Here is a 26,390-nt window from a genome sequence, read left to right as displayed (position 1 = left end):
GATGAACACGATCACGAGTGTACCAACATCAATCACTCTCTTTATCGGGATGGCCCGCCAAGGCGATCTGAACCGCCCGACTGCGATCTATGGCATGGATCAGTACGAACAGGTTTTTGGCAACCATGCGGCCTACGGAGAGCTGGCGCTGCAGGTAAGGCAGTTTTTCCTCAATGGTGGCACTGAGGCGATCGTTGTGCGTATTGCAGGCGACGACGGAGGCGTTCCGGCACTGGCCGATTACGAGAACACCTTCCGTTCGGTTGCGTCTGAGGTTAAATCATTCAACTTGCTGGTTTTGCCTCGCGGTTTCGAGCAGACAGAGGATCAGCGACAACGGTTATGGGGCACTGCCAGTGTATTTTGTCAGCGCCAGCGAGCGTTCCTGTTAGTCGACCCCAGAGGCGACTGGCAAACAGCAGCTGAAGCAGTAACTGGCATCGCAGAGGTGCGTATTGGAGTCGTTCTCGATCATGCCGCCATTTACTGGCCGCGCATCAAGGCAGCCTCTGCGACGTTGCCCATTGATCCGGCCGGCACCGTCGCCGGCATTATGTCGCGTACCGATGCCCAGCGCGGTGTCTGGAAGGCTCCGGCGGGTCGGGGTGCGTCTATTCTGGGGGTGATCGGGCTGGAATACGGAATGTCGAAAGCCGAGAATGGCATAACCAACCCCCAGGGGATCAACGCGTTGCGGCAGTTCGCCGGCGGCGCGATGGTTTGGGGTGCGCGTACCCTGGCCGGTTTCGAGCATTCGGGCGAGAACGAATACACATATATTTCTGTTCGGCGCACCGCGTTGTTCATTGAAGAAAGCCTTTCCTGCGGGCTGGGGTTCGCGGCGACCGAGCCAAATGGTGAAGGCTTGTGGGCGCAGATACGGTCAGTTGCCAACGCCTTCATGCAGGACCTTTTTCAACAGGGCGCTTTCCAGGGAAGCAAAGCACCTGACGCCTATTTTGTGGGCTGCGATTCCAGCACCACCACCCAGAGCGATATTGCTCTGGGCCGCGTTAACCTGACCGTGGGTTTTGCACCTGTACGCCCGGCTGAATTCGTTATTCTGAAGGTTCAGCAGAGTGTTGGTTTCCAACCGACCCTGAAGCGAGTACTGACGCCAACCCCGAGGCGCGTACTACCCTTTGGCCGACGCCGTCGCTGAATACACTGGCGTCGCCGGTTATCAGACTGAACCAGTTTTTTGCACGGGTGATGCCGGTATACACCAGCTCCCGCGTGAGCACGGGGCTCAGGCGGTCGGGCAGCACCAGGCAGGTGTGATTGAACTCAGAGCCCTGGGATTTATGCACGGTCATGGCGTACACGGTTTCCAGCTGCTGCAGCCGGCTGGGTGAAATCCAGCGTATATTGCCGCTGCCGTCGCTGCTGGGAAAGGCCACGCGCAACACGGTCTGCAGTTGGTCGCCACCGGCTTGCGCATCGGTGCCCTGGGGCAGGCTAAAGGTAATGCCCACATCGCCGTTCATCAGTCCCAGGTTGTAATCGTTGCCGGTAATCAGCACCGGGCGCCCGGCGTACCAGCCTTCAGCTCGGGGAATCAGCCGTTGTGCCAGCAAATGCTGGGCGATCAGCTCGTTCAACCCTTCTACCCCCCAGGGTCCGCGCCGCAGGGCGCACAGCACCTGAAAATCACTGAAGGCCTGCAATACCGATTTTGCCAGTTCGTCCCACTGTTCCGTTGTGCTGTTGCTGTCGAGATTGTGACCTTGCATCAGCGATAAATAATGACGATAGCCTGTCGGTGGTGGCAGGGGCTGGTTGTTGCCATCCACTCGCCCTTCCCCGTTATTGCTGAATGCCTGCGGACTGCCACTGACCGAATGGCCGCAGATCAGCGCCTGAGTGTCTTCCAGCGATGGTTTTTTGTGGAGGCCATTCAGCCACACCACATCGTCAAACCCGGCGTTACGGGCCTCTGAAGGGTGCTGGCGTCCAAAGCATTGGTGTTGACTGCTTCGGCTAACTGGCGAATACCACTGCCTTCGGCAAAGCGGTAACTTTTGCGCAACATCGCCACCGCCTGATCCAACGGTTGGCCTTCGAAGTCTTGCAAGCTTGCAGGGATGTCAGTGCCGGTGATGGCTTTCAGCCATTGCACCGTGGCCGGCAGGTAATGCCCGTCGGGCGCGCGCTGACACAGTTCGCCCAACACCGCACCGGCGTCTACCGAGGCCAGCTGGTCTTTATCGCCTAACAGAATCAGCTGGGCGTTGGCGGGCAGGGCGTCAAACACCGACGCCATCAGGTCCAGATCGACCATCGAGGCTTCGTCGATCACCAGAATATCCACCAGCAGCGGGTTGTCGCGGTTGTGGCGGAATTTTCGCGTATCCGGGCGACTGCCCAGCAGCCTGTGCAGGGTTGTCACTTTGGTGGGTATGTCTGCCAAAGACACCTGCCCCGGCAACTGTGCCAGTGGCAGGCGGCTGACGGCGCCGCCGATGGATTCGTTCAGCCGCGCTGCAGCCTTGCCCGTGGGCGCAGCCAGGCGAATGCGGTATTTGCGCCCATCCCGCTCGGCGGATTCGCCCGCGACGGACTGCAGGGCTGCCAGTAAATTCACCACCGTGGTGGTTTTGCCGGTGCCGGGGCCGCCGGTAATAACGGCGAAACGGTTGCGGGCAGCCAGGGCACAGGCGAGCTTTTGGTAATCTACAAAAGAGCCCACAGAATCCTGAGGTTTAAACAATATGTCCAGAGCTTCGCTAAGTGTTGTGGCAGCGTCTGATGACGGGTCGGCCAGGAGGGAAGGCCGTGCCGAGCGCTGCACAATGCCGGTGGCAATCTGCTGCTCATAACGCCAAAAACGGCGCAAATATAGCCGGGTACCATTCAACACCATTGGTGATGTATGTGAGCCATCACTTACCGCCGAAGCTTTGTTCAGGGCGGTTAGGCATTCCTGAGTGGACACGCGGGCCAGGAGTTCACCCGGCCCGTCAGCGGTTGTTGGGTGTTCAAAAGAGCGAGCCCCATTGGGCTCCTCGGGTGGCAACGAGAGAGCGCTTTCAGCATCGGCCAGTAGGGTCGCGAGATCCACGCACACGTGGCCCCGTCCCACTTGGTGGGACGTCAGTGCAGCGAGTAGCAAAACCAGCGGTTGCGGCGCTTCGCCCTGCTCCTTCGACAGGTCGTGAATCAGCCGTGCAAAGCGCACATCCAGCGGGCGAATCCAGCCGGCTTGCTGCCAGTTATCCAGCAGTTCCAGAACCGTTTCTGTTTGGTTCAGCGCAAGGCTGCTGTTCTGGCTCGGAGAAGCCGACGCCGTTTTATCTACATCAACGGCTTCGTCCAGATCCAGGGCAAACTGGTTATCGGTATTGCGCGTTTTGCTCATGCCGCCACCTCCCCGGGGGCTGCTATGCCGTCAAACATGGCATCCAGTTGTTCAATCAGCGCTCTGGGTGGTTTGTCGGTAAATGCCCCTGCCCCCGGCGCATGGATGCCCCGTAAAAACAGATACACAGCGCCGCCCACGTGCTGGTCGTAGTCGTAATCCGGCAGGCGCGCTTTCAGTAGCCGGTGCAGAGCCAGCAAATAAAGCACGTATTGCAGATCGTAGCGTTTCTCCAGAATCGCCTCGCCCATAGCCTGATCTGTGTAGGCGCTGTCACCGTCGCCCAGATAATTGGATTTGTAATCCAGCACGTAATATTGCCCGTTGTGTTCAAACACCAGGTCGATAAAGCCTTTCAGCATGCCGTTGAAGCGCCCGTCATCCACCCGCGGGCGGTCTGCGCCGTTGAGGGTATGCCGAGTAACCAGCCTGTCCATGGCCTGAGTGCTGACGTTGCGGCTTTCAAACCAGAACTCCAGTTCCGGGCGCAATGTGCCAAGGCTGGCCAGACTGCTGCTTTCGCTGGTGCTGCGGCTCAATTGCAGTGGTTGGCGAATGAGCGCCAATATCCACTGCTCCAGTGTGTCTACCCAGTCGTTCCAGCCCCGCGTGCTGCAACGCCGGGTGAGCTGTTCTCGCAGTTGCAAGGGGTTATTCACAATGTGTTGCAGGCCTTGTTGTACACACCATTCCAGCAGGTCGTGCAAAAAGGTGCCCGGGCCTGCCCCTTTGGGAAAATAATGCAGGCTGTGGCTGATCGGAACGGCTATGTCGTCTTCCTCGCGGTTGTGGGCGCCCTCTTCTAGCAGATTCTGCGTTTCTGCGTCTTCCACTTCGCCGGCGAACACAATACCGGTGCCAGACAGGCCGCGATATTCCAGGGATGAATAGCTGGCAATCCACCAGTCTTCCCGCGCTTCGCGGGTCGAGATCAGTGCGGGCCCCAATGCCGCAGGTGTCTCCGCTGCGTAATGCAGGTTGGTAAAGGCAGGCAACGGTTCGGTACACAGTTCGCTGTAGCCGTGGGTGAGCTGGTTCAGTACCTCACTCAGGGGCTGCTGCGCCACCGGCTTTCCACCCAGCAGATACCCCAGCCCGCTGAGGTGCCAGTCTTCAATGTCTGCTACACCCACCCAGGTGGCAAAACGGGCGCGGGTCAGCGCCACGTAGAGTTTGCGGATGTCTTCGCCCAACCGTTCCTGATCTGCCCGGGCAACGTCTTCCGGTGTCGGATCAAACACGGTGATGAGCTGTGAGTTGTCATCGTGATAACGCACGAAGGACTGTTTTTCACTTTGCGCGCGGAACGCGGTGCCAAAGGGCAGAAACACCAGCGGGTATTCCAGGCCTTTGGATTTATGCACAGTGATGACTTTTACCAGCCCGGCATCGCTTTCCAGGCGCAGGGTGCGGTGTTCGTTTTCGTCGTCTGCCGCCCTTAGAATTTGGGTGTAGTGGTGCACCAGTGCATGTTCGCCATCCAGTTGCAGGCTGTCCTGCTGCAGCAGTTCTGCAATGTGCAGAATGTCGGTGAGCCGGCGTTCGCCGTCTGGGCGCTGCAACAGCCTTCCGGGCACGCCAAAATCCATCAGAAAGCTGCGCAGCATGGGCAGCACGCCCTGGCTATGCCACTGTTTCTGGTAACCCATAAAGCGTTCGATTTCACGCTCCAGCGCCATCTCGTCGGTGAGCAACTGATCCAGGTAACTCCAGGGCAAGCCCAGCGTGGGTGTGGCCAGCGCAGCACGAGCAAAAGCCAGCTGCCGAGGTTCGGCAAAGGCTTTGAGCCAGCACAGCATTTCTTTGGCCTCGATGGAGGTAAGCACGGAATCCCGGTCAGACAGGTACACGCTTTTGATGCGCCTTTGGCCTAAGGCATCCCGCACAGCAGCGGCCTCGTTGCGATTATTCACCAGAATCGCGATGTCTTTGGGTGCCACCGGCTCCAGATCGCCCGGATTATCTGTCAGCGCAAAGCCTGCCAACCCCTGCTGGCCAAGCGTCAGTAAACGGGCGATTTCACTGGCGCAGGTTTCTGCCACCTCGGTGGTGGCGGTGCCTTTGGCGAGGCTTTTGCGGTTGCCATGTTTATCTTCCTCGTCGCTTTCCAGAGACCACAGGGTGAGGCTGGGCTGATTGTCGCCGTTCACTGACCACAAGCGTTTGGTGCCGTTGGCCGCCACGCTCTGAAATGGCAAGGCTGAGGCGTCGCCTTTGCCAAACAGGAAGGCCCCCTCCGGGCTGTTCAGGTCGCCATATTCGAACACCCGGTTGACCGCTGTCACCATAGGCTTGGAGGAACGGAAGTTGCGGCCCAGTGTCCAGGTGCGGTCGCGGGCCCCAGTGCGGGCGTCCAGATAGGTGAAGATGTCGGCGCCGCGGAAGCCATAAATGGCCTGTTTCGGGTCGCCGATCATCAGCAGGCAGGTATCCGGATGATGCTCTGAAACCCGGTAAATGCGGTTGAAAATGCGGTATTGCACCGGGTCTGTGTCCTGAAACTCGTCAATCAGTGCCACCGGGAACTGGCGCCTGATGGTGGCTGCCAATTGATCGCCACGGGGGCCATGAAGTGCGTCGTCCAGCCGGGTGAGCAGGTCGTCGAAGCCCATTTCAGAGCGCTTCTGTTTTTCCGATTCCAGTCGCGCCGCAATCCAGCGGGTGGCGTGCCTGAGGATGTCGGCCTCGGCGCTGGGCAGGCTTTGGCTGAAGGAAATCAGCTCTTCAATGGCATCAAACGCGGGATGGTGGGGCACATCGCCATCACCTTTGAGTTTTGTGGGCAGTATGTCCGGTGTCTGGTTTTGGAAGCCGGCTTTGTCGAGCCCCTCCGGGAAAAGCTCATCGGAAGAAGCCCACGCCAGCAGCGTGTCCCAGGCGGCAATCATCGGCTTCATGCTGCCACCGTGCAGGCGTTTGCTCTTGTTGAGCTCAACCAGCATGTCGGTCACTTCTGGCTTCCAGTCTGCCCAGGGTTGGGCTTTCAGTGCCTGTGCTTGTTCCATGCGCCGGTGCACCGTGGCTTCGATGGCCTGCTTTACATCGTCGGTGGCGACTTCAAAGGCATCGGCATCACCCAGTAGGTTGCGCACGGAAGCCCTCAGGTTGTCCGGGGTTTTCCAGTGGCTCAGCACTTCGTCCATCAGTACCGGCGACAGCGGATAGATAAACGTGCGCCAGTAATCCCGTGCTACTTCATCGAGTAACTCGCTTTGGTCGGTTTCCAGGGTTAGCCGGAACAGGCTACCACTGTCGAACGCGTGCTCGGTGAGCATGCGGTTACACCAGGCGTGGATGGTGGACACGGCGGCCTCGTCCATCCACTCGGCGGCCAGCAGCAACTTTTTGCGGCAGTCAGGCCAAGTTGCCGGGTCCGGGTAACTGTCGTCCCGGAGCTGATGGATCAGCGCGGTTTCCGGCGCGGGCTTTATGCTGTCGGCAACACTGGAAAACACTTCGGCGGCCTGAGTGAGCCGGGTACGGATGCGATCCCGGAGCTCTTTTGTGGCTGCGTCAGTAAAGGTCACTACCAGCAAATTCGGCGGCAGCATGCCGGCAGCCAGAACGCTGCCCTCGGGCTGACCATGGCCCAGAACCAAACGCACATACAAAATGGCGATGGTGAAGGTTTTCCCGGTACCGGCGCTGGCTTCAATCAGGCTATTGCCGTTCAGGGGCAGCGTGAGTGGGTCAAGGTTCGGGTTTGTCGTTACGGTGGTAGCCGTCATAGCTTGCCCTCAATCTGACCGGCGGCGGATTTTTCCTGCTCGGCTTCCCATAAAGGCACATACAGCCCGTGCAGCAAGGCTTCGAATTCACCACTTTGCATGAACGCTTCGGCACTTTCGAAGGCGCCTCGCAGATAACCGGTGTCCCGCTCCAGGGCGGTGGTGTAAGCCTGTTGGGCATCGCTGACCGCGCGTTCGTGATCACCGAGAAACTTCTTGCTTTGGTAGAAGCTGTAAATCCAGGCAAAACCGGCCTCACAGTGCAGCGGTAAAGCCGGGTGCTGGCGTCCATCCAGCGTGCCAGTATCGCGTCCAGGTGTTTGGCGGCGGTTTCCTTTGGCAAAGGTGCAAAACGGACTTTGCGGCCTTCTTCCTTGCCCAGAATCAGGGTTTCAAAAGGTTGCGCTGTCAGTTGCCCGGCCAGATGAATCACCCAATCGCGCATCAGGTTGGCGTAGCGGAGTTTTTTGCTGTAACCGCTGCCGCTGAGCAGACTGGAACCGGCAATGACCAGCCGGCAAAGCTGGCCCTCATGGTTGCGGCGCAGGTTATTAATCAAGTCCAGCACTTCTACGGAACCGGTAGGGTTCGATAGGCGATATTCGAACGGCAGTGGCTCGCTGAGCGCCTCGGGCCATTCGGCCAGAGCACTCTGATAGCGCTGAAACAAGTCGGGCAAGCGGCCGGAGAGGTCACTGCGCAGTTTGTGTTCTGTTATACCCATGCCCAGGTCGCCGCGCCGCGCCATGCGATCCAGAGTGCTTTCCAGGCGCTCGTGCAGGTCATCTTCATTAGCGGCTTTCAGCAGGCCTTGCTCAATCAGTTCAGTGTCCAGGCGCCAGCGGTCGAGACCGTTCAGGTCAAAGTTTTCGTTATCCGTGTCGTCGTCTTCCACATCGTCGAAGCGCACTTGCAGGCGGCGTTGGTAGAATGTGTCCACGGGCTTCTTCAAAAAACCAGCCAGGTCGTTGAGGGTGATAGGTTCCTCAGGCTGCTGAAACGGCAGGGCTTTTTGCTGAGGCTGTTCTTGTTGTTCTGTGGCCTCGTTGTCATGGGCGCCGCGCCATTCGTGTTCGTAGGTAAACAGACTGCCGCTGTGCCTGGCCTGGGGGAAGTAGTCGCGGCTGAACGGTTGCAAGGGATGGCAGGTGGTCAGCGCATCGGTGATCGGCTCATCTGGCTGTCCGGGCAGTGTCCAGAGACTGTTGAGATGGTCTTGCAACTGGCCCACCAGTACCGACGGCGGCCGTGGAGAATCGTCGCGTATGCTGCGCCCTACCCAGCTGATGTAAAGCTGTTCGCGGGCAGACAACATGGCCTCCAGAAACAGGTAACGGTCGTCTTCCCGGCGGGAGCGGTCGCCGGGCCGGTAATCCTGCGCCATCAGGTCAAAATCCACCGGTGGCCGTGAGCGCGGATAATCGCCATCGTTCATGCCCAACAGACACACTTTGCGGAAGGGAATGGCGCGCATGGGCATCAGGGTGGCGAAGTTCACCTTGCCGGCCAGAAAACGCTGGTTCAAGCCGCCTTCATCCAGACCGTCCAGCAATACATCTTTCACAATGTTCAGTGGCAAGGGTTGCTGAGTCAGCCCCGCGGCAAGGGTGTCGTCCAGCCATTGCTCCAGTTGCCTGCGGAAGCGGTTCAGCAGCAACAGATCGTGGCCTTCTACCTTGTGGAAAAACTGCTCGAGCATGGCGGAGAACAACGTTTCCCATTGCTGGGGTGCACGGCTTTCCTGCAGCGTTTGCCACAAGCTTTCGAGCCGATACACAAACTCTCCAAGGCGGCCCGCCAGGCCGGCCTGTAAGCCGCCAATTTCGCCGTAAGGCTGGACCCCGGCCCAAGGCTCGTCGTCACCCATGCCGTAACCCAAAAGCATGGAGCGCAAGCCAGACTGCCAGGTGTTGCGTTGCAACCCTGCTGGCAGTTCCAGGCTTGCCCGGTGGGCACCGTGCAGGCCCCAGCGTATGTTGGCGCCTTCTACCCAGCGCCTGGCCAGGGGAATGTCTTCTTCGGCTATCTCAAAACGGTCACGGATGCCGGGCACTTCCAGCAGGCTCAGGATCTCGCTCACCGCAAACCGACTGCGCGGTAACGACATGAGCGTTTCCAGGGCAATCAGAACGGGCTCGTGGTTACGCTGGCCCTGGTCTGAAATGGTGAACGGGATATGGCGCTTGCGCCCTGCTTGATAGCGGCCGAACACCGCTTGTATATGGGGCGCGTATACGTTGATGTCTGGCACCATTACCATCACGTCCCGGGGGCGCAGCGAGGTATCTGCGTTGAATGCGGCCAGCAACTGGTCGTGCAGAATTTCCACTTCCCGTTGCGGGCTGTGGGCATCGTGGAAGGCGATGGAGCCTCAGCGGGCACAGACTGGCCCAGGTTGAGTTCACGGCGTTCGTCGCGAATTTCCTGCAGCGGGGTCAGGTTATAGATGTCGTTCTGCAGTTGGTGCAGCAAGCCAGTTGTCTGGCCTGTGCCATGCTCCGAGAAGATGTCGATCTTCTGGTCCGGGGTCTGGAAGCTGGCGCGATACTCATCGGGGTTGTCGAATTCGTCCAGCAGGCGAATGTAATCCCGGCCCTGCTTGCCCCAGGCCGCCAGCAGCGGGTTGGCGTGCTGGTGCAACTGATCTGCATCCTCAACCTTCGACAGTGTGGGATGGCTGGCCCCGCGCTTGCGTTCGGCTCTCAGCAGATCCCGGTCGCTGACAATATCGGCCCAGTAAAATTGTGATGGGTTGTGGACGCACAGCACCACCTGGCTGAAACGGCTGAGTACATACAGCGCTTCCAACGCTTGTCGCGGCAACGACGACACTCCGAACACCACAATGCGTTGAGGTAACCGGCTGGGGTGTGCTGGGGCGCTTATGCGCTGGCCCTCGGCCATAAACCGGGTGTGAATCTGCGAGCGGCTGGTGCTGGCGTCAGCGCCTGTGTCTTCCACCAGTTTGCGCCAGAGCATGGGCTGCCAGCGGGTGTCTTCCTCAATCCGCTTTTCTTCGTTCTTTGGGGTGATGATTACATCCCGGCCCAGCTCCCAAGCAGCCAGCCAATCGGCGCGGAACACCTGATACTGGTCGAACAGATCCGCTACTTTTTCAGCCAGCTGGAACGCCCGCAAATCAGTGTCGCTGCCTTCCAGAAACCGCGCCAGGGGGTTGAACACCTCGTCTGTTTGAACCAGTTCTGGCAGCAGGCGGTAAAGCCGCCACACCAGCCGGCGTTTATCAAAGGGGGATTGCTCCGGCACCTCGCCGTCCGGCAACACGGCCCGATAGGCCTGCCAGATAAACCGCGCCGGGAACAGAAAATCCATACCGGCGGCAATGCCCAGCCCGCCTTCGCTGCCATCTTCCGAACGTTTTTCCGCCAACGCCAGCTTCAGCCACTGGGCAATACCGTTGCTCTGCACCAAAAACGTCTCGCTTTGCAGTGGCGGCAGAGGGTTCTGCTGGCAGATAAACACCACAGCCCGGCGCAGGTCTTCCAGATGGTTGGCGTGCACGGCGTGAAAGCCTGGGGTGATGGTGGCGTGTTCGGGCATGGGTTTCCTTGTCGGATTATCGTCGCAACGTTAATCAGGTGATCGTATTGATTATAAAGAGTAACGCAACTGATGGCAGAATCAGACCGCAGATGCTCTACAGTATGACGGAACGCCGCGACAGGTTGTGTCGTTCTGGCAGGTCCGGCGTATAAAGAGCTTGGGTTGCTATCACTATTTGAGCTGCACCGCAGGCCATCGTAAAGTTGTGGCCTGATTTATCCTCAGCAGCAAGGTCTGCCTTTGTATTTATGAGCATGCACCCCCGGCCCGCCGCAGCGGATCTTGAAAACCCCCTGTACTACCTGGAAAACATGGAAACGGTGGTGGCTTGGGTGGCAAATCACCACGCGGATCTGTTGTTGGAACCAGAGCGTACCCGCCTGCACAATTTCTTTGAGTTACCTCGCCCAGCGCGTGCGTTGTTGACACGAATGGTGATGCGCAGTGGAGATCTGTTTCGCGCTAACAAGCTAAATTACCCGGAACTGGGGAGCCCGGAAGCGCAAGCGCTGGATGAGCTGGCTGCCAGTGGCTGGCTGGATGCCGATCCGCTGTTGACGTTGGATGAGCTTTTTCGACTGTTCACCCTGGCGGAGTTGCGCCCGGCCTTTGCCTTGGCGCTGACTCAGGCAGGGTTTTCCAAAAGCCTGCCCAAAAGCCAAATGCGTGAGACTTTGCGGGACACGTTCACCGATGCCCGCTCGCTGACGGACTGGTTTGATGAAACCATAGCGCCGGCGGTGCGGGTCAGCCACATGGCGCTGTTCGATCGCATCCGCCTTATGTTCTTTGGCAACCTGCGCCAAAGCTGGTCGGATTTCGTACTGGTGGAGCTGGGGCACCATCGCTATGAAGAGGTGGAGTTTACCCCCGAGGCACGGGCCTTTTCTCAACGTAGCGAAGTGGATACCTACCTGGCCATGCATCAGTGCCGGGAGAATTTAGATGCCGGAGTGCCAGCTGCCGAGGTTTGGGCTGAGGTTCCGATGATCACTGATAGCCCCTGGCTGACCAGCCGCCGTGATCGACTGCTGCTTGAGTTGGGGCGGCAGGCGGAGCGTCAGGGCGAACGGGAACTGGCGTTGCAGGCGTTGGCCGGCAGCGGCCACCGGGAGGCGCGATTAAAACAGCTGCGGTTGCTGGAACGAATGAAGCGCTTTGAAGACGCCTGGGCTATTGCTGCGCACTGGCAAAACCACGAGTTGAGCGACGCCGAAGCGCAAGGCCTGGCGCGTATTCTGAAGCGGCTGGCAAAAAAGGTGGGCAAGCCAGTTCCGCCAGCGCCGCAGAGCCCGGAAATCCGTGAGTTCACCCTGACCTTGCCGCAAACCGGCGGCTCGGTTGAAGCGATAGTTCGAGATCACCTGTGGAGTGCCGAGGCTCCCGTGTTCTTTGTGGAAAACACCCTTATTAACAGCTTGTTTGGATTGTTGTGTTGGCACACCATTTTCAAAGCCATACCCGGAGCCTTCTTTCACCCGTTCCATACCGGGCCGGCGGATCTGGTGCGGGACGATTTTGTAGCACGCCGGCAAGCCGAGTTCCGCCAATGTTTTGCGGCGTTGCACGATGGCAGCTATCGCCGCAGAATTCTGGATACTTACGCTGCCAAACAAGGCATTACCAACCCCTTCGTGACTTGGCCCGCGCTAAACGAAGAGCTGCTGGTTCTGGCGCTGGATTGCATACCTGTTGCAGATCTTCAGGTTCTGTTTGAGCGTCTTCTGCTGAATATTCGAGAACATAGAAGTGGCTTCCCGGATCTTATAAGGTTTTACCCGGAGATCGCGGAAAATAAGCCTCGTTACGAAATGATCGAAGTGAAAGGCCCCGGCGATCGACTGCAGGATCATCAAATCCGCTGGTTGCACGCCTTTGCCCGCCAAGGCATTGCCGCCAGCGTGTGCTATGTGCGTTGGCAAAACAGCGGAGCCACACTGTGAAAGTTGCGGTCAGAACGCTCTGCGAATTCGCCGCCCGGGAAGGCGATTTAGACTTTCGTTACACCCCGGCCCCCAGTGCAGAAGAGGGTATCGCTGGCCATCAAGTCATTCAATCCAAACGTGGATACGGCTACAAAAGCGAGTATTCACTTACCGGTAAGTGCTTGGGGTTAGAGCTGTACGGTCGAGCCGATGTGTATAACCCGCATTCCGGCTTGCTGGAAGAAATCAAAACACACCGTGGGGATTTGTCCCGTATCCGGCCTCATCAACGTGCGTTGCACCGGGCCCAGTTACGGGCCTACGGCGCCCTACTCTGCCGCCAGGAAAATCGAAAAACCCTCAAGCTGGCGTTGGTGTATTTCGATATGGGAAAAAACCGGGAAACGCCTGTGACCGAAACTGCCCGCGCCGATGAACTGTGGCAAGAGCTGGAAACTTTATGTGAGCGCTACCGGCTTTGGGCGGAGCAGGAAGCGCACCACCGGGAACAGCGTGATATTCGCCTCGCTGGGCTGCGCTTTCCGTTTGCCCAGTTTCGCCCCCGCCAGCGACAACTCGCCGAAACGGTTTATAAAAATACGGTAAAAGGCGGCAGCCTGCTGTTGGAAGCGCCCACTGGCCTGGGCAAAACTCTGGGCACTCTGTTCCCTGCGTTGATGGCCATGCCCGCTGCAGCACACGACAAGCTGGCTTACCTCACCTGCCGCAATACTGCCAGGCAGTTGGCGGTGGACGCCGTGGAGCGCCTACGGGCCGCGCAGGATGCGCCACAGATATGGCCCTTGCGTACGCTGGAACTGGTGGCCAAGGCCGACGCCTGCGAGCACCCGGACAAAGCCTGCCACGGGGATTCCTGCCCGCTTGCCAAAGGCTTCTTCGATCGCCTGCCAGATGCTCGAGCTGAAGCGGCTCAGGCGGGTACAACACTTACGCAAGACGTATTGGCAACGATCGCTGTCGGCCACAACATCTGCCCATACTTTCTGGCCCAAGAGATGGCGCGCTGGTGCGATTTGGTAATCGGCGATGTGAATCGAATGTTTGATCAGGCGGCCCTGCTCCACGGGCTTACCCGACAGAACAACTGGAAAACCGGCGTTCTGATAGACGAAGCCCACAATCTGGTGGATCGCGGCCGGGGCATGTATTCGGTGCAGCTGGACCAACAGCGGCTGCTGAAAGTGAAGAAAACTGCCCCCAAAGCCTGAGGCCTCACTTGGATCGTACGGCCCGTGCCTGGCAGGGTGTTATCGGTGATCACTCTGAAGCCGGCACCGCTCCGGTGTTTCTGGACAATCTGCCTGGCGCACTGATCAGCAGCCTGCAAGGGCTTGTATCTGGCTTACGGATTTTCTGGCAGACAATCCGCCGGATCTGGAACTGCAGGAAGTGCTGTTTGAATCCGTGGCCTTTATGAAGCTGGCGGATTCATTTGGCGACCATTCCCTGTGCGAATTTCGTCGCGCAGGCCGCGGCCGCGCCAGCCTGAGCATTCAGAATCTGGTGCCGGCGGATTTTCTGCGCGACCGCTTTCAGGCAGCAGCCTCGGTATTGTTATTTTCTGCCACCCTCAGCCCCGGCGTGTATTACCGGGATCTGCTGGGGTTGCCGGAGGACAGCCGGTTCACTTCGTTGCCCAGCCCGTTCAGTGCCGAACAATTGCAGGTGAACTTCACACCCAAGATCAGTACCCGCCAAGCCCATCGCGAGGCGTCAGTACAGCCCATCGCTGAGCTGATTGCGCAGCAGTATCGAGAGCGCAGAGGGCACTATTTAGCGTTTTTCAGTAGCTTTAAGTATTTGAATGAGGCGAGTGCTGCATTGGAAAGCCAAGCCCCGGATGTGCCCCAGCGCGTGCAGCATTCCGGGATGAGTCCACAACAACGAAGAGAGTTTCTGGCTGGGTTCCGCGAAGAATCCGGCAGTGTGGCGTTTGCGGTTCTGGGGGGCGTGTTCAGTGAGGGCATTGATCTACCGGGCGAGCAGCTAATTGGTGCCTTTGTCGCCACCCTGGGCTTGCCGCCGTTTGATGCCTGGCACGAGATCCTGAAACATCGCCTGCACAAGCGCTTTGGCGCCGGTTATGACTACACCTATCTGATTCCGGGCTTGCAGAAAATTGCCCAGGCTGCTGGTCGGGTGATTCGCACACCAGAGGATCAAGGGGTGATCTGGCTGATTGACGACCGCTTTTTACAGCCGCAGATTCGAGGGTTGTTGCCGGGGTGGTGGTTCAAGACTGAGACCGCAGAATAGAGCGGCCTCAGGTTTCAGGCTGGGCGTATCAACCGAAGTGGAAAAACGCCAGCTTGTTGCCGTCCGGATCTTTCACGTAAGCGCCGTAAAACTGGTCTGGAATGCGCTGCCCCGGTTCGCCATCACAGGTCGCCCCCAACTCAATGGCTTTCTTGTGATAGGTATCAACGGCTTCTTTCGAGCCTGGCTGCAATGCCAGCATATTGCCGTTGCCGGGATCGTTTGGCGTACCGTCGAACGGCGTACAAACGGCCAACATAGGGGATTTCATGCTTTCCCCAATGAACGCAATGCGGCCTATATCCAGCAGGAGTTTTGCGCCCATGTCGCCGAGAAGGTCTGTGTAGAACTTCTTGGCTTTTTCCATATCACTGACACCGATGGTCACGTATCCGATCATGTTCTGTTCTCCAGGTTTTGTAACGTATGGATGCAAGACTTTGAGCATAGCACGCCAGCATAATGCGTTGTTTTTCACAGTTGAAGCCTGAGAGCGCCATGCAATGCCACACTGACCTATCTTAAGGAGTGACTCACTTCCGAGCTGGCATTGGCCCGGTTGTACATGAGCTTTCTGATGACTTCGATCGCTACTGGTGTCGCCCTACTTTATACCTACCAAAACCGGTGTGGAAATATTCCGCGATCTGGAGCGCAGAGGTGTTCAGGTGCGAGTACTGACCAACTCTCTGGAGGCCAACGATGTGGCTATGATACATGCGGGTTACGCGAAATACCGGAAACCGCTCTTGGTTGAGTTGTCGAAACTATTGCGTGCGCTCTTGACGCGCGTCAGTGCAACACTAAAATCTGTTGTTATACTGGTAGCAACCTAATTTCATCTGCAATAACTCACGTCTGCACCAGGGAAGAACAATGTCCGGTTCAAACTCCAAAGTTCCCCAGAAGCTTCTGATTACTCTTGTTGTTATCGCAGCGATTGCCACAGTCGCGTGGCAATTTTTGCCGGATAGTGACAGGCTTCCAGAACATATTGCCTCCGGCAATGGTCGCATAGAGGCTACTCAGGTAGACATCGCGACCCGTATTCCAGGCCGGTTGCAGAGCTTTTTTGTGGCTGAGGGCGACCTGATTGACGCCGGCAGTGCGGTGGCTGAAATGGATACCGACGAACTGCAGGCAACTATGGCAGCGGCTCAGGCCAACCTGAATCAGGCACTACAAGCGCAGAACCTGGCCGAAGCAGTGGTCGTTCAGCGTGAAAGCGAACTCCGGCTGGCCCGGTCCGAACTAGGCCGAATGGAATCCTTAGTAGACAAAGGCCATGTTTCCCGCGAGCAGCTTGACCGTGCCCGCACCACTGCAGAAACCGCTGAAGCTGCGCTGCAGGCATCAAAGGCTCAGGTAGCCTCTGCCCGTGCCGGAATTGAAGCTGCAAGAGCCAGCATTCGTAAGGTCCAAACCACCATTGACGACAGCCACCTTATCAGTCCGATTGGCGGGCGTGTGCTTTACCGTCTGGCCGAGCCGGGTGAAGTGTTGGCGGCCGGAGGCAAGGTCGCAACGGTCATCGATGTTACTGACGTGTACCTCACCATTTTTCTGCCCACCGCCCAGGCTGGCAAGGTGCGGGTTGGCTCCGAAGCCGGATTATTCTGGATGCTCTGCCTGATTACGTGGTGCCTGCCCGGGTGAGCTTTGTGGCGGCCGAGGCCCAGTTCACACCCAAGGCGGTAGAAACCCGTAGCGAACGCGAGAAGCTGATGTTCCGGGTGCGCGTCCGCATTAATGCGGAGCTGCTTAAAGCTTACCGTGACCGGGTTAAAACCGGCGTGCCGGGCGATGCCTATGTGCGCGTGGATGAAAGCCAGCCCTGGCCGGAGCATCTGCAAGTGAATCTGCCCAATGGTTGATAAGCCTAACGCCGACGCGATGCCTACAAAACCGGTTGCCCGGCTGGAATCAATAAGCCACTACTACGGCAGCCGTACCGCCCTGCAAAACGTCAGCCTGGATCTTCCCGCTGGCTGCATGGTGGGCCTGATTGGACCGACGGCGTGGGCAAGTCTACCTTGATGGGGCTGGTAGCCGGCGCCCGCCAGTTGCAACAGGGCAGTTTACAGGTACTGGGTGGCGACATGGCCGATTCGCGCTTTCGCAGCAAGGCCGCGCCGCGTATTGCCTATATGCCTCAGGGCCTTGGCGGCAACCTGTACCACACCCTGACGATCGATGAGAATATCGGCTTTTTTGCCGACTTGTTTGGTCTGCGTGGAAAAACCCGCGCCGGCCAAATTGACCGACTGCTGTCGGCTACTGGCCTGCTGGAGTTCCGCGACCGGCCCGCCGGCAAGCTCTCCGGCGGTATGAAACAGAAGCTGGGCCTTTGTTGCGCACTGATCCACAACCCGGAGTTGTTGATTCTGGACGAGCCCACCACCGGCGTAGATCCGCTTGCGCGTAAACAATTCTGGGACCTGATCGACTCTATCCGCGCTCAGCAACCCACTATGAGCGTACTGGTGGCAACCGCTTATATGGAAGAGGCCGAGCGCTTCGACTGGCTGGTTGCAATGGACGGCGCCGCCATACTGGACACCGGCTCGCCACTGGAGCTGAAGCAGAAAACCGGCACAGAAACCCTCGACGAGGCCTTTATTGCCCTGTTGCCGGACGACCGCCAGGAAATCACCGGCACAGACCCGAAAACCGCAGCGCCGGCTGTGGATTCAGCCGATGATGTCCCGGCCATAGAAGCCCACAATCTCACCCTGCGCTTCGGCGATTTTACGGCCGTGAAAGACGTCAGCTTCACCATCCCCAAGGGCGAGATTTTCGGTTTTCTGGGTTCCAACGGTTGTGGCAAAACCACCACCATGAAAATGCTGACGGGTCTGCTAACTCCTTCCGAGGGTGAGGTTTTCCTGTTTGGTGCGCCTCTGGATTCCCGTGATCTGAGCACTCGCCAGCGTGTGGGTTATATGTCCCAGTCGTTCTCGCTCTACGGCGAGCTGACGGTGCGTCAGAATCTGGTGCTGCACGCCAAGTTGTTCCATCTTGCGCCGGAACGTATCCAGCCCAGGATCGACGAGTTGGTCGAAGAGTTCAGTTTAGCCGAAGTGATGGATCAGCTTGCCGGCGATCTGCCGCTGGGTGTGCGCCAGCGGTTGTCATTGGCGGTGGCGGTGGTGCACTCGCCGGAACTGTTGATTCTCGACGAACCTACTTCAGGGGTGGATCCAGGTGCCCGCAACAATTTCTGGCGCCTGCTGCTGCGATTGTCCCGCGAAGACGGCGTGACCATCTTTATTTCCACACACTTTATGAATGAGGGCGAACGCTGCGACCGGATTTCTCTGATGCACGCCGGTGAAGTGCTGGCCTGCGATACCCCTGCTGCGCTGATTCAGCAGGCCGGGGCAGAGAACCTGGAAGGTGCCTTCATGCAAACGCTCGAGGCCGCCGTCGATCCGTCCACAAGCCAGGGCGACGGTATGGTTCTGGGCTCCGACAGCGCTTCTCAGCCTCGCCACCGACGTTTCAGCTGGCAAAGGTTGCTGGCTTACGCCCGCCGTGAAACCCGAGAGCTGTTGCGCGACCCTATCCGCATGTCGTTTGCTTTTATTGGCTCAGCCTTGCTGATGATGATTCTGGGCTACGGCATTACTCTGGATGTGGAAGATCTGCGGTTTGCGGTTCTGGATCAGGACCAGACTCCCCAAAGCCGTGACTACATAACCGCTGTGTCCGGCTCCCGGTATTTTGTGGAGCAACCCGCGGTGTCCAACGTGGAAGAACTGGAACAGCGGATGCAGTCTGGCGAGCTCAGTCTGGTGCTGGCCATACCGCCCGGTTTCGGCAAGGATCTCAAACGCGGCCGGCCCACGGATATCGCGGTGTGGGTGGATGGCGCCATGCCGTTTCGTGGCGAGACCATTCAGGGATACATTCAGGGGCTGCACTTCAGTTATCTGAAAGACCTGGCGCTTCGTACCTATGGCGTCGTACCAGCCTGAGCCTGGTAACCATCGAATCCCGCTACCGCTACAACCAAGACTTCCGGAGCCTCGACGCCATGGTACCGGCGGTTATCCCGATTTTGCTGGTGTTCATTCCGGCTATCCTGATGGCGCTGGGTATTGTGCGCGAGAAAGAGCTGGGATCGATCACCAATTTGTATGTAACACCGGTGAACCGGCTGGAGTTCCTGCTGGGCAAACAGCTGCCTTACATCGGATTCAGCATGTTGAGCTATGTCAGCCTGGTGCTGCTGGCGATCTTCCTGTTTGATGTGCCCGTCAAAGGAGGCGTGCTGACCCTGACCCTGGGGGCTCTGCTTTTTGTGACGGCCACAACCGGTCTGGGCCAGGTAATCTCGGCCTTTGCCTCTACTCAGGTTGCCGCGCTGGCAGCCACGGCCATCGTCACCATACTGCCCACCATTCAGTTCTCCGGCATGACAGAGCCTGTGTCGTCACTGGAGGGTGCCGGTGCGGTTATCGGCCAGTTCTGGCCGGCCACCTGGTTTCTGCAGATCAGCCGTGGCGTGTTTACCAAGGGGCTGACGTTTGCTGATCTGCAGCACTCTTTCCTGATCCTGGCGGCGTTTATTCCGGTGCTTACGCTGATGTCTGTGTTCCTACTTCGTAAACAGGGGCGCTGATGATGGAATCAATCGTCAATATCTGGAATCTGGGAATGAAAGAACTGCGCAGCATCTGGAGCGATAAGGTGCTGCTGGTGTTTGTCGTACTGGCATTTACCCTGATGGTCTATACCGCTGGTTCTGCAGGTTCCATGGAGCTGAACAACACTCCCGTGGCAGTGGTGGATGAAGACCAGACCGCGCTTTCTGGCCATATTATCGCTTCATTGCAGCAGCCCTGGTTCCTGGAGCCTGACCACATCAGCTTTGGCCAGATAGATACCGTGCTGGACAGCGGCAGCCACACCTTCGCACTGGTTATTCCAGAGGGCTTTGAGCGCGATATGCGCACCGGCCGTGTAACCAGCATTCAGCTGAATATCGACGCCACACGAATGACCCAGGCCTTTATCGGCTCGCGTTACATTGAGCAAATGGTCACCATGGAGGTTGCCGAATTCTTACGTAGCGATAGCGCCAGCGCCGCCTTGCCGATCAATCTGGTGGTTCATGCGAGCTTCAACCCTAACCTGGAAGGCACCTGGTTTGGTGGGGTGATGGAGCTGATCACTATGATCACTATGATTAGCATTATTCTGTCTGGTGCTGCGTTGATTCGCGAGCGCGAACACGGCACGGTGGAACATCTCATGGTAATGCCCATCCGGCCCTTTGAAATTATGGCTGCAAAAGTGTGGGCCAACGGGCTTATTGTGATGCTGGCCGCGATTTTTTCGGTGATGGTGATTATCCAGAAAGTACTTGCGGTGCCGATACAGGGCTCGTTGCTGCTGTTTTTCTTCGGCGCGCTGATTCATCTGTTTTCCACCACCGCCATCGGTATCCTGATCGGCACTGTGGCCCGCACCATGCCCCAGTTCGGCCTGTTGCTGATACTCACCATCATTCCCCTGCAGCTGCTCTCAGGCGGCATCACTCCGCGGGAAAGCATGCCTGACCTGGTGCAGAACATTATGCTGGCGGCGCCCACCACCCACTTCGTCAGTATGGCCCAGGCCATTTTATACCGCGGCGCAGGGCTGGACGTGGTATGGCCTCAGATGCTGGCGCTGGTGGGCATAGGCGTGGTGTTCTTCAGTGCTGCACTGGCGCTGTTCCGACGGCATTTGGCAGTTTAGATGGCAGGATGCAGCAGAGTCCTGTGCGCCACAAGAACAAAAAAATGATGAGCTGTTAGCGCTACACCGTATATTGCCAAATTCGGATTTGTCACAATATTCAAAAAAATGGTTTGCCAAGTTGAACGCGCATGTCCTGAACAATGACATCAACGCTGCCACTGATCAGAAAATCGCCCCACCACGGGGTTAGGTTCAGCGAATTGTTGTTGCAGGTAGTCCCGGTACTGGAGCGCTGGCCAGGCTCCTATTTCAATAAACGCTCCTCAGTAACGCCTCCGCACTGTTGTCACTACTGATCAGCTCAGGGTTGTCTTTGCGTCATTGCTCGTTGACTCCGGCCTACTCGCAAGAAGGCCGAAATCTGGTATCGTTGGGCCTAGGTCAGTTGTTGGTATCCCATGGATCTCTTCACTTTGGTAGGTAAAGCGAATGAGGGTACCGGCAACGCCCCCCTACCTCTCCCTGCCGATCCAAAGTGCTGCACTTATTCTTTGAATCCAAGATTCACGACATTTTATGGTAACTCAGATGAAGTTAAGCCCAATCAATGATCCTGCTAAACGAAACAAAGGTTCCTCAATCAATCGGGTTTTAGAAATTGTTGAACTGGTGTCTGTCAGCGAGCGCCCACTTTCGCCCGCAGACTTGGCATTCACTTTAGATATCCCAAAACCCAGTATTCATCGATTGTTGCAACAGTTAGAAGCTGATGGTTTTGTGCAAACGGATTGGCGTGGTTTGATTATTCCCGGCACAAGGCTGGTGAAAACAGCCGTAGGTGTATTAACCAATGACTCACTAGAGAGCTTACGGTTATCTGTTTTACAACGTTTAGCGGCGGAGGTAGGCGAAACCTGCGGTATTGCTATCCCGATTAACCTGGAGATGGTGTACACCGACCGCGTACAAAGTAATTGGCCGCTACAACTTTACTTGCAAGTTGGTGACAATGTACCTGTGTGGTGCACTTCCAGTGGAAAGCTCTATTTGAGTTCACTACCTAAAGCCCAGCGTAAGCGATTAATTAGTAATATGCCGTTACAGCCTCTGACGAATAATACCTTGGTGGATAAGCAACAGTTAGAAGCGAGTTTAGAGCAGATTGCAAAAACGGGTGTTGGTTTGGATAACGAGGAATTCATTGCTGGGATAGTTGCACTTTCAGTGCCGATTCTAAACCCAGAAGGACATTACTTTGCCAGTTTATTTACCCATGCACCGACTATTCGAAAGTCATTAGCGGAGTTGCAAGTTTTTGTGCCAAAACTTCAAGCTGCTGCAAACGAACTGGGCCTCATGCTAAAAGAAGCGACATCGTTAGATCCTCAATAGAACAAGGGTCCATACACATGGGCCGTTGTTCTATTACGCTTACCCTAGTTTAGGGTTGGCATTGAGAATTGCCCCACAGTTGTTGATAAATAGCGATCATTTGCTCAATGCTTGGGACGCGTGGATTATTGCTCGGTGAGCCGGATGCCAAGGCTTGTTTGGCCATGGTTTCGACCAGACTGTCAAAACGCGTTTTGTCTGCACCAAACTCTGCCAATGTCGGAACTTTTAGTTCGCGGTTAAAGGTTTCTAGTGCGTCCAGTAATTTTTGATTGGCCTGCTCGCGGCTATCTTCGGTGGTAGCGACGCCAATAGCTCGAGCGCAATCGGCATAGCGTTCAGGCGCAGATGGGATCGAAAATGCCGTAACACTGGGTAGCAACATGGCATTGGATAGACCATGCGGTACATGGAAGAAAGCCCCGATCGGACGACTCATGCCATGCACTAAGGCCACGGAGGCAGTTGAGAAAGCAACGCCCGCCAAGGTTGATCCCAGCATCATGGCTTCCCGGGCTTCAATGTCGTTACCGTTAGTATAGGCACGCTTTAAGTGCGGGCCGATTAAGCGCATTGCCGATAAAGCCTGGCTGTCACTGAATGGACTGGCTTTTTGACTGACGTAGGCCTCAATGGCATGGGTTAATGCATCAATACCGGTATCCGCTGTGGTGCGCGGTGGCAAGCTTAAGGTTAAATTTACATCAACAATAGCGGCAAGTGGCATAAAGCCAATGCCGGCACACAGCATTTTCTCATCGTTTTTTTCATCGGTAATGATGGTAAAGCGAGTGACTTCGGAGCCTGTGCCCGCTGTTGTCGGAATCGCAATAAGTGGAATACCGATTTCATTAACTTGGCGGGGAAATTTGTAATCACGAATGTTTCCACCATGTTTGCCCAAGATCGCGATGGCTTTTGCGCTGTCTATTGGGCTGCCACCGCCTAAGGCAATAATTACATCGTATTTTTTATCCAACATGCAGGCAAGGCCCGCTTCAATTGATGCTGCAGTGGGTTCAGGCTCTGTGCCGTCAAACACATCTGCCTCCAGACCTTCTTCTGATAATAGGGTCTGGATTTGCTGAATATAACCCAGTTGTACCATTATTTTGTCGGTAATAATGAGTGGTCTGCTGCCACCTAAGGACTGCACGATGCTGGGTAAATGGTTGATGGCTCCCGCACCAATTTCCATAATTCGAGGTAAAGCGACGCCTATAGACATGCTAATTTATCCTTGATAATTATTATTTGTTGTTGGCAAAACCCTTGAACCACAACGCCCGCTACTGAAAAGTAGCGGGCGTTGTGGTCATCAACCCGAATGGGGCAGCCCAGGGAAAGGAGATCAACCCAAGAGGATGGCTGGCAAGCCTGTCACCAACCAAGGAAGATTGTTAACAGCGCGCATGCCAGGATGATCAAGGCTACGAACGGAATCACCGCTTTGTACAGATCAACGATTTCCACTCCCGGCGGCGCCACGCCCTTCAGGTAAAACAGGGCATAGCCGAACGGCGGCGTCAGGAACGAGGTTTGCAGAACCACGGCGACCATCACCACGAACCACAGCATATCCACTTCCATGGCTTCGACGATGGGCAACATGATCGGGAAACTGAGCAGCACAATGCCAGTCCAGTCGAGGAACATACCCAGAATGAACACGAGGAAGAGCATCAGGATCAACGCCCCCGTGGTGCCGCCGGGCATGGCTAATACCAGATCGCTGATTACGCTCATGCCGCCACCGCGGGAGAAAACCCCGGTGAAGGCTGTGGCGCCTACCAGCACCAGCATCACCATGGTGGTGGTCTTGCTGGCATCGATCAGGGTGTTGTAGCAGGTCTTGAGTTTGCGATCCCCGAAAATCAAGAATAGCAAAAAGGCAATGAACACCCCGATGGCTGAGGCTTCCGTAGCCGTGGCCAAACCGGTGAACAATGCCCCCAATACCCCAAGAATCAATGCCATGGGCGGAAGAACGTACTTGAACAACATAATGAGAAGTTCGCCGGTGCTGGTCTGGGCGCGCTCTTCCGGAGGCACCTTCGGGCCGTACGCGGGCTTGATGTAGCAGATGATCAGAACGTAAAGCGCGTACATCACCCCAAGTATCAACCCCGGCACCAAGGCCCCTGCAAACAGGGCCCCTACCGAGACCGGCGAGTAGCTGGCCATCAGGATCAGCATAATACTGGGTGGAATCAGGATGCCCAGACAACCGCTGGCCATGATTACCCCGGCGCTCAGCTCCTTGTTGTAGCCATACTTGAGCATCGGCACAAGGGCGATCATGCCCATCACGGCAATTGAGGCGCCCACGATGCCAGTGGTTGCAGCCAGCAACACTGAGACTATAACCACTGTCAGCGCCAAGCCGCCACGCAAGTTGGCCAGTAGCAGGCGCATGGCATCGAACATTTTCTCGGTGACACCCGAGTCGTTCAGAAACCGCGCCATCAATACAAATAACGGGATCGCCACGAGCACGTAGTTATCCATGGCATTGCCATAGATGTTGTTGATCAGGGTGCCCATCACGTTCAGACCAGGCCCTACAAGGGCACCTATAACCGCGACGCCACCCAGTACAAACGCCAGGGGGTGGCCCATGAACAGGCCGACTATTAACCCGGCGAACATCACCAAGGTGAGCATTTCCGGACTTAAATTCATGTCCGCTCCTCCCGCAGTTGCTGAACCGCGCGGATGAAGATCGCGATACCCTGCAGCAGGATCAATACCGCCGCAATGAAGATGACGCCTTTAACTGGATAAACTGGAATCGACATCATGCCATAGGTGGTTTCGCCGCGGCTGAACGAACGCATAAAGAAACTCCAGCCGAGGCTTAACAGCATCCACATAAAGGGCGTGAAGAAGATCAGGTAGCCGATAACGTCGAGTATCGCCTGCTTCCTGAGTGAGAGTAACCGTTTGATCACGTCGACTTCGACGTGAACATGGTGGCGTAGCCCGTAAGCTGCCATCAGCATAAAATGGGCGCCGAACAGCATTTTGGTGATGTCGAACGCCCAGTCGCTGGGGCGGTCGATGAAGAAGCGCAAAGCAATATCGTAAAGAACGATTATCGTGATAATAGCAATCAGTGGCGCAATGATTCGGCCGAAAACGTCATTGAGCGTATCGATTGCCTTAGCAATTGCATTCATAGAGAAACCCCGCAATCAATACGAAAAGCTGCCTCGATGCGAGGCATCGAGGCAGCGGTGAGCGTCTTACAGGCACTTTTCTATTTTTGCCAGGGAGGGCAGGTTGTCGATGGTGCGGCTCATGTTGAACGGTGCGCTAATATCACGCCAGTTAGCGTAGTTCTCCATGTAGCTGATCATGGAATGATAAACCTTGGCATGCATCTTATCCTCGCAGGCTCCGCGAACGATCACTTCATTGGTGATGTCTTGAATGCGGGCTAGGTCTGAATCGGAGAACTGGCTGATTTCGACACCGGCTTCCTCGAACTTAACGGCGCCGTCTGTCGAACCGCGCTCGGACCAGGAAAGTGACCAAGCCAGGTTGGCGTCAGCAGCGATCTTCAGCTTCTCTTGGGTCTCTTTGGAAAGTTCGTCCCAGGCATCCTTGTTGATCATCACACCAAATACGCTGGCAGACTGGTGCCAGCCGGGCGTGGCCCAGTATTTGGCCACTTCAGCAAATCCGGCCTGGTAGTCAACCCCTGGCGTCGAAAACTCACCGGCGTCGATCACGCCGCGCTCAATGGCCTGATATATTTCACCGCCGGCGATGGTGACCTGTGAGCCGCCGAGTTCCTCTAGAACGCGTCCTTGGTCACGTCCGGAAAGGCGGACGCGCTTGCCGTCGAGGTCAGCCAGGTTTTTGATGGGGGTGCGACCCATGAAACCAGACTCATTATTGGTGATCCCGTACGGTAAGTAGACCATGTTGTACTTGCCGTAGACTTCTTGATAGAGCTCGAAACCGCCCCATTGTTGAATCCAGTTCAGGTAATCCACGCCGTTGAACAAACTGGTGGTCGTGGCTAACGGCGAGAACGCCGAACTGCGACCTGCCCAGTAACCGGGCCAGTCCCCTGCAGCTTCAATGCTGCCGGTTTCGGTGGCATCAAACACTTCGGTACCGGGCATCAAGGTGCCGCCGGCGCGGAAGTTGATTTCTAACTCGTCACCAACCAGTTTGTTGGCGAGCTCAACCCAATGGCGATCGATTTCGATCAACGCCAAATTTTCAGGCCAGGTGGTGGTCATGGTCCACTTTTCTTTGGCCAAAGCAGTAGCGGAAAAGGAGGCAAGAGCGATACCAGCAGCTAGACCGGTGATGGCAAATTGGAATTTTTTGTTCATGTAATATTCCCTAGTATTGGCGTGTGAAATTGTTGTTTTTGATCATCGGGAAATCAAGGTTCGCAGTTGACGTAAGCTTCGAAAGAAGCTTTGGGCAGTGAGTTTACGG

Annotated in this window: 12 protein-coding genes and 5 pseudogenes; 8 read left to right on the top strand and 9 right to left on the bottom strand. The window is 56.7% G+C overall.

Going from position 1 to position 26,390, the window contains the following annotated elements:
- Position 1 precedes the first annotated feature (1 nt).
- The gene (locus BCA33_RS07255; RefSeq protein WP_071264599.1) at positions 2 to 1,162 is read left to right on the top strand and encodes a phage tail sheath subtilisin-like domain-containing protein; all 1,161 of its coding nucleotides are present in this window, start codon (positions 2 to 4) and stop codon (positions 1,160 to 1,162) included.
- Here BCA33_RS07255 and recD read toward each other — a convergent pair.
- From recD to BCA33_RS21505, 4 genes and pseudogenes are all read right to left on the bottom strand, one after another.
- Positions 1,059 to 3,358, bottom strand: a pseudogene (gene recD / locus BCA33_RS07250) (exodeoxyribonuclease V subunit alpha). The gene BCA33_RS07255 and the pseudogene recD overlap by 104 nt on opposite strands.
- On the bottom strand, positions 3,355 to 7,086 hold the full coding sequence (gene recB, locus BCA33_RS07245; protein ID WP_071264597.1) for an exodeoxyribonuclease V subunit beta: 3,732 nt from the start codon (positions 7,084 to 7,086) through the stop codon (positions 3,355 to 3,357). Before recB ends, recD begins: the two are co-directional and overlap by 4 nt.
- Entirely contained in the window at positions 7,049 to 9,415 is a 2,367-nt protein-coding gene (gene recC / locus BCA33_RS07240; RefSeq protein WP_254774243.1) for an exodeoxyribonuclease V subunit gamma, read from the bottom strand. Before recC ends, recB begins: the two co-directional genes overlap by 38 nt.
- Entirely contained in the window at positions 9,346 to 10,647 is a 1,302-nt protein-coding gene (locus tag BCA33_RS21505; RefSeq protein WP_254774242.1) for an exodeoxyribonuclease V subunit gamma, read from the bottom strand. Before BCA33_RS21505 ends, recC begins: the two co-directional genes overlap by 70 nt.
- 251 nt (positions 10,648 to 10,898) lie before the next feature.
- Between BCA33_RS21505 and BCA33_RS07235 the strand changes: the two genes are divergently transcribed.
- Together BCA33_RS07235 and BCA33_RS07230 are read left to right on the top strand one after the other, a co-directional pair.
- Positions 10,899 to 12,593: a VRR-NUC domain-containing protein gene (locus tag BCA33_RS07235; protein WP_071264595.1), complete on the top strand. Its 1,695-nt coding sequence runs from the start codon at positions 10,899 to 10,901 to the stop codon at positions 12,591 to 12,593.
- A pseudogene (locus BCA33_RS07230) lies at positions 12,590 to 14,852 on the top strand (helicase C-terminal domain-containing protein). The gene BCA33_RS07235 and the pseudogene BCA33_RS07230 overlap by 4 nt, the downstream one beginning before the upstream one ends.
- A 28-nt stretch (positions 14,853 to 14,880) precedes the next feature.
- Here BCA33_RS07230 and BCA33_RS07225 read toward each other — a convergent pair.
- Positions 14,881 to 15,252, bottom strand: a complete 372-nt coding sequence (locus BCA33_RS07225) for a VOC family protein (RefSeq protein WP_071264593.1) — start codon at positions 15,250 to 15,252, stop codon at positions 14,881 to 14,883.
- Between the two features lie 193 nt (positions 15,253 to 15,445).
- Between BCA33_RS07225 and BCA33_RS21500 the strand changes: the two are divergent.
- The 5 genes and pseudogenes from BCA33_RS21500 to BCA33_RS07200 form a co-directional block, all read left to right on the top strand.
- Positions 15,446 to 15,604, top strand: a pseudogene (locus BCA33_RS21500) (phospholipase D family protein); the annotation flags it as partial.
- A gap of 124 nt (positions 15,605 to 15,728) precedes the next feature.
- Positions 15,729 to 16,726: pseudogene (locus BCA33_RS07215) on the top strand (HlyD family secretion protein).
- Positions 16,727 to 16,745: 19 nt separating this feature from the next.
- Positions 16,746 to 19,476 (top strand): annotated as a pseudogene (gene rbbA, locus BCA33_RS07210) (ribosome-associated ATPase/putative transporter RbbA).
- A gap of 2 nt (positions 19,477 to 19,478) precedes the next feature.
- Entirely contained in the window at positions 19,479 to 20,597 is a 1,119-nt protein-coding gene (locus BCA33_RS07205) for an ABC transporter permease (protein ID WP_071264613.1), read from the top strand.
- 531 nt (positions 20,598 to 21,128) lie between these two features.
- Positions 21,129 to 21,932: an IclR family transcriptional regulator gene (locus BCA33_RS07200; protein ID WP_071264589.1), complete on the top strand. Its 804-nt coding sequence runs from the start codon at positions 21,129 to 21,131 to the stop codon at positions 21,930 to 21,932.
- 49 nt (positions 21,933 to 21,981) lie between these two features.
- Here BCA33_RS07200 and BCA33_RS07195 read toward each other — a convergent pair whose 3' ends face one another.
- The 4 genes from BCA33_RS07195 to dctP all read right to left on the bottom strand — a co-directional run bounded on the left by BCA33_RS07195 (position 21,982) and on the right by dctP (position 26,281).
- Entirely contained in the window at positions 21,982 to 23,160 is a 1,179-nt protein-coding gene (locus BCA33_RS07195; protein WP_071264587.1) for an iron-containing alcohol dehydrogenase, read from the bottom strand.
- 152 nt (positions 23,161 to 23,312) lie between these two features.
- Positions 23,313 to 24,614 carry a TRAP transporter large permease subunit gene (locus BCA33_RS07190; protein ID WP_217632631.1) on the bottom strand — a complete coding sequence of 434 codons (1,302 nt, stop codon included), beginning with the start codon at positions 24,612 to 24,614 and terminating at the stop codon, positions 23,313 to 23,315.
- Positions 24,611 to 25,111: a TRAP transporter small permease subunit gene (locus BCA33_RS07185; RefSeq protein ID WP_071264585.1), complete on the bottom strand. Its 501-nt coding sequence runs from the start codon at positions 25,109 to 25,111 to the stop codon at positions 24,611 to 24,613. The genes BCA33_RS07190 and BCA33_RS07185 overlap by 4 nt, the downstream gene beginning before the upstream one ends.
- A 66-nt stretch (positions 25,112 to 25,177) precedes the next feature.
- Positions 25,178 to 26,281 carry a TRAP transporter substrate-binding protein DctP gene (gene dctP / locus BCA33_RS07180; RefSeq protein ID WP_071264583.1) on the bottom strand — a complete coding sequence of 368 codons (1,104 nt, stop codon included), beginning with the start codon at positions 26,279 to 26,281 and terminating at the stop codon, positions 25,178 to 25,180.
- Positions 26,282 to 26,390: the final 109 nt, after the last annotated feature.

The sequence above is a fragment of the Marinobacter sp. AC-23 genome, from assembly GCF_001858325.1.
Lineage (GTDB): Bacteria > Pseudomonadota > Gammaproteobacteria > Pseudomonadales > Oleiphilaceae > Marinobacter.
The sequence above is the reverse complement of the archived record's forward strand: the minus strand, read 5'-3'. Positions and strand labels throughout refer to the sequence as shown.